General features: G+C 29.6%; 3 protein-coding genes. All 3 read right to left on the reverse strand.

The window, feature by feature from the left end; genetic code table 11:
* Nucleotides 1-327: 327 nt before the first annotated feature.
* Nucleotides 328-2769 (reverse strand): S-layer homology domain-containing protein, encoded by a 2442-nt coding sequence (locus HMPREF3023_RS05140; protein ID WP_070701382.1) that lies wholly within the window; start codon nucleotides 2767-2769, stop codon nucleotides 328-330.
* Between the two features lie 92 nt (nucleotides 2770-2861).
* Nucleotides 2862-4001 carry a YibE/F family protein gene (locus HMPREF3023_RS05145; protein WP_083315524.1) on the reverse strand — a complete coding sequence of 380 codons (1140 nt, stop codon included), beginning with the start codon at nucleotides 3999-4001 and terminating at the stop codon, nucleotides 2862-2864.
* Between the two features lie 266 nt (nucleotides 4002-4267).
* Nucleotides 4268-4470, reverse strand: a 203-nt coding sequence (locus HMPREF3023_RS09535) for a hypothetical protein (RefSeq protein ID WP_210400914.1), incomplete at its 5' end; no start/stop codon positions are given.

Below are 4470 nucleotides of genomic sequence, written 5' to 3' on the forward strand. Positions count from 1 at the left end.
GTTGGTTTATTCATGCTAAAGCGTACAAAAAAGACGAGGATTTTTATGTTTCCTCGTCTTTTTTCTATATAGGGGTCTTTATAGGGGTCTTTTGCAACAACACCTTTTATTAAAATCACGTATCCCATTTTAAAAATAAAATTTCATTTTTTCTTCATCAAATATAATGGCGATAAAATTTCCATATACATTTTAGTCATTATATTTGAAAATTTAAAAATAAAACTTCATTTAATGATTTTCAATGAATTTTTATTGTTTTTTAATAAAGAATTGGATAAAAATAAACCTCAGCTCTTACACTGAGATTTACTTTAACTTGTGATTTTATTTAATCATGTTTACAATCATTTGAGCGACTTCTGCCCTAGTTAAATTATCTTTAGGTCCAAAAGTTCCATCATCACGTCCAACTAATAGACCCTTTTCTGTTGCTTCTTTTACATCTTTTGATGCCCAGTCAGAAATCTTATTTTGATCCTTAAATTTAGGAGCTTCTAGATTCTTTACTTTTATATCAAATTTTTCAGCAAATAAATTTAGTATTCTCGCAATTTCTTCACGAGTTATCTCTCTATCTCCTCCAAAAGTATTATCTTCATAGCCTGCTATAATACCATTTTCGATTGCCCAATTTACATAAGCAGATTCTTCTGAATTTGCATCAACATCTTTCAAAGACTTGCCTTTATATTTTTCCACATCAATTTTTTTGAATCTTCCCAATGCCTTTACTACAGTATATCTTGTAGCATTTTTATTTGGTTTAAATTCATTTCCTATTAAGTCAATTAAATTATTTTCAAGTGCGTAATTTATTGAATCTTTAGCCCAATGTCCATCAATATCAGTAGCTTTTCCAGAATTTTTTGCTAAATTTTTATTTGCAATTTCCTTTCCCTTTTTTAATGCATCTTCTTTTGTGAATATACTTGATTTTGATACATAAACAGGATGAGTTTCTGTTCGATCATGATGTCTAGGGAAGAGTCTTATTGGTTCTTCTCTTGTGTCATCTTTTTCTGGTTGAGTAGGAGTTGGTTTAGTTGGTTCAACTGAATTATCTTCTTTTGGTTCTGTTTTTTCTACTTTTTCAAATATAGCATTAATTATTAAATCTTGGTCTAATTCGCCTACAAACTCTTTGTCCCAACCTTTAAATTTATATCCTTCAAGTCCTTCTACTTCTGGTGCCATTTTCTCTAATTTTGTTGCATCAAAATTCATTGGAAGAACTCTTGTATTTAGAATTACACCATCTTCATTTGGTAAGAATTTTCCTTTATTTTCATCAACTTTAAAAGTAACTCTAACTTCTGATGGCTTTACTGGTGTTGGATCTTCTTTTACAATTTTAAAACTATCTACAACTGAACTATCATTAGTTCTATAAGTTGTTACTTCAATAGAATTATCTGTGATTTTTAGGTTTGAAATATTTGGAACATATTCTTGATTTTTAAATGCTGAAAATTCAAAGTTTTGATTCTTCATTATATCGTAATGTTTGGAGCCTGATGCCGAGTTTGTTGTAACATATATAATTCCCTTTGGATTTACATATTCACTCGGTGCTTTTCCTTCTTCTCCATTTTCCCATTCAATTATTGGTTTTGTTCCATCCATTACATGAGTTCTTGTATAAACGTGGTCGTGTCCATTTAGTACAAGGTCAATTTTATTTTCTTTTAAGATTGGAACAAGTGTTGATCTCATATCTGTAATATACTTATCTAATGCATGACGTGCTACTGTGTATGGAGGATGGTGAAATGTTACTACTCTCCATTTTACATTTGGATTTTCTGCAACTGCTTTTTTAATTGTAACTCTGTGTTCTGCATAATCTTTGTTATTTGAATTTAAACAGATAAATAATGTGTTGTTGTAAACATAATAGTAATTGCTTCCTGCATTTGATTTTCCTTCATCTTGTACATTTGAAACTTTGAAGTGTTCTTCGTGAGCATTTCCTCTATCATCATGATTTCCTATTATTGGTGCAAGAGTTAATCCATTGAAACCTTCTCTATTAATATATGCATCATATTCTTCTTCGTCCTTTCCAGCCTGTACTTGATCTCCAAGTGAAAGTAAGAATGATGCACTAGAATCTAATTCTGGTAAAAGCTTTAGTGTTTTATCCCAACCGTCTTCACCATTTAAATGTCCATGTGATCCTATTTGAGGGTCTCCTGCTGCGAAGAAACTAAAATCTCCTGTTCCACCAGTTTTAAAAGTTTTAACTTCAGAAACTGTATCTCCATTAGAGAATCTATACATATATTCAGTGTCTGGTTCTAATCCATCTAAAGTTACTTGATTACTTGAGAAACCGTCCTTATTTGTTTCTTCAATAACTGTTGCATAAAGAACTTTTGCATCTTTAAAATCTTTTTCTGCATTTAGTTTTACAAACTCAAACTTTCCTTTTTCTTTTGTATTTGCATACCATGTGAAGTTTCTTTCTGTGCCATCTTTTCCTATAGTCAATATATCATTTGTTAAAATAATATTTTGATCTTTTAGATCTACATCTGGTGTCACTTCCTCTGATGCATTATTAACTTCTTCTTTTGGTGTTGCTTCACTTGATGCATCATTAACATCTTCTTTTGGTGTTGCTTCATTTGGTTGAGCATCATCTTCTGCCGCTTCTACGACATTTGTACTAAATCTAATTTCATTACCTTCAAATCCCAATCCTAATGGTGAAAATACTGAAACTAACATTAGTATAGCTAAAAATAAACTGAATCTCCTTTTCATTATATACCTCCTCTTCAGTTAGAATTATTATTTCACAATATTGTAAAGTCAAAGAATATAATCTGTAATGTTTTTTTAAAGATTTTGTAAATTTATCTTCTTTTTAATTTGATTTTTTCTTTTTTATAGATTACTCCTGATAGATAAGCACTAACTGGAACCATTATAATTACTACCGCTGTACCTATGAGCGAATTGACAAGTTCAACAGCAAAAAAATCCGAACTAACTAATTGATTAAAATCAACTCCATAGGATATTAAAACTAAAACTGTAGCTATGGAGCTTCCCAAAAATGCAAATACCAAAGTATCGACCATAGTACCTATAATATCCTTTCCTATTACCATCCCAGATTTAAAAAGTTCTATTTTTGTTATTTTAGGATTTTTTACATATATCTCATGAAGTGCAGAAGATATTGAAACGGAAACGTCCTTACAAGCTCCATAGGCTGCTATGGCAACACCTGCAAACATAAGAGGATATATTTGTAATCCTGTTTTTGAATTTATAAGTAAGAGTCCTTCTACATCAGCTAAATTATATCCACTTAAATGTGTGAAATAAGATGAAATATAAAAACATATTGCAGCAGATATAAATCCAACTGACACACTTATTAAGTTTACAAGTCCAATTAATGTGTAACCTTGAAGTATTACAACCGAATAAATACTTCCCAAGATACAGGTTAATATTGTAACCCATACTGGCGAATGTCCCAAATATATTAGAGGGATCATAAAACAAAACATTAAATATAAACTTATAAAAAGTGATGCCGCAGATTTTATTCCCTTTGACTTTCCAATTGCATATAACATTATTAAAAATAAAATTAACATAATAACTATTGAGACAGATCTGTCGTAATTATAAATTGTATAATATGGCTCAATCCCCTTTGGTTCGTCCACATAAACTATTACCTTAGAACCTTCCTTTAAGTACACAGAATGTTCCGAAAATAAATTATTTTCTATAGTTATTGGTTTATCAAACCTTTTATTTTTCATTTCAACCAAAACTTTTTGGGATCCAGTCTTTAAATTTGGATAACTCTCAACTGTATCTTCATCTAAAACTTTTATAACCTTACCCTTCTCATAAGAAACTGCGTTTTGAACTATAACTGTATCTCCAAAGTCTACATCTTTCCAAAAAATAAAAATTAAAATTAAAATTAAAACTAAAGTCCCGTTACAAATATATTTTATTTTTTTACTCATCCTTTCACTCCTTCTGCAAAATTATTGCATTCAAAAGTAAATTTTATATATATTTAATGTAAAATAAAATTTATTATCCCATTACTTTTATAAAAAGGTTCTATGTCAAATATTGGTGAGACTCGTTAATTCGAGTCTCTCTTTTCATTTGATAAGTTATAAAATTAAATGTGACACAAATAAAAAATAAAAACTCATACTAACTTCGTGTAAAATGTTAATAACTACAAAAACACACACGGAGGTTACTATGAGCTATAAACGTCTTACACTAAACAAAAGAAATAAGATAGAGGTATTAAATAAATAAAAAACCTCCTGTTATTTTTGTGTTCTGGTAAACCACAATTTATTTTAACATGGAGGTATTTTTTTATTAGTTTTTCATCGCTAAAGCTAAATTGAACCCCTGGTCTAACCAGGGATATTCTAATTACAAAAAGACGAGGATTTTTATGTTTCCTCGTCT

Source organism: Peptoniphilus sp. HMSC075B08, assembly GCF_001815405.1.
Taxonomy (GTDB): domain Bacteria; phylum Bacillota; class Clostridia; order Tissierellales; family Peptoniphilaceae; genus Peptoniphilus_A; species Peptoniphilus_A harei.

What these genes read in the sequence shown, in the direction of transcription:
- HMPREF3023_RS05140 (WP_070701382.1), bottom strand. Translation starts at nt 2,769, where the DNA reads ATGAAAAGGAGATTCAGTTTATTTTTAGCTATACTAATGTTAGTTTCA.
- HMPREF3023_RS05145 (WP_083315524.1), bottom strand. Translation starts at nt 4,001, where the DNA reads ATGAGTAAAAAAATAAAATATATTTGTAACGGGACTTTAGTTTTAATT.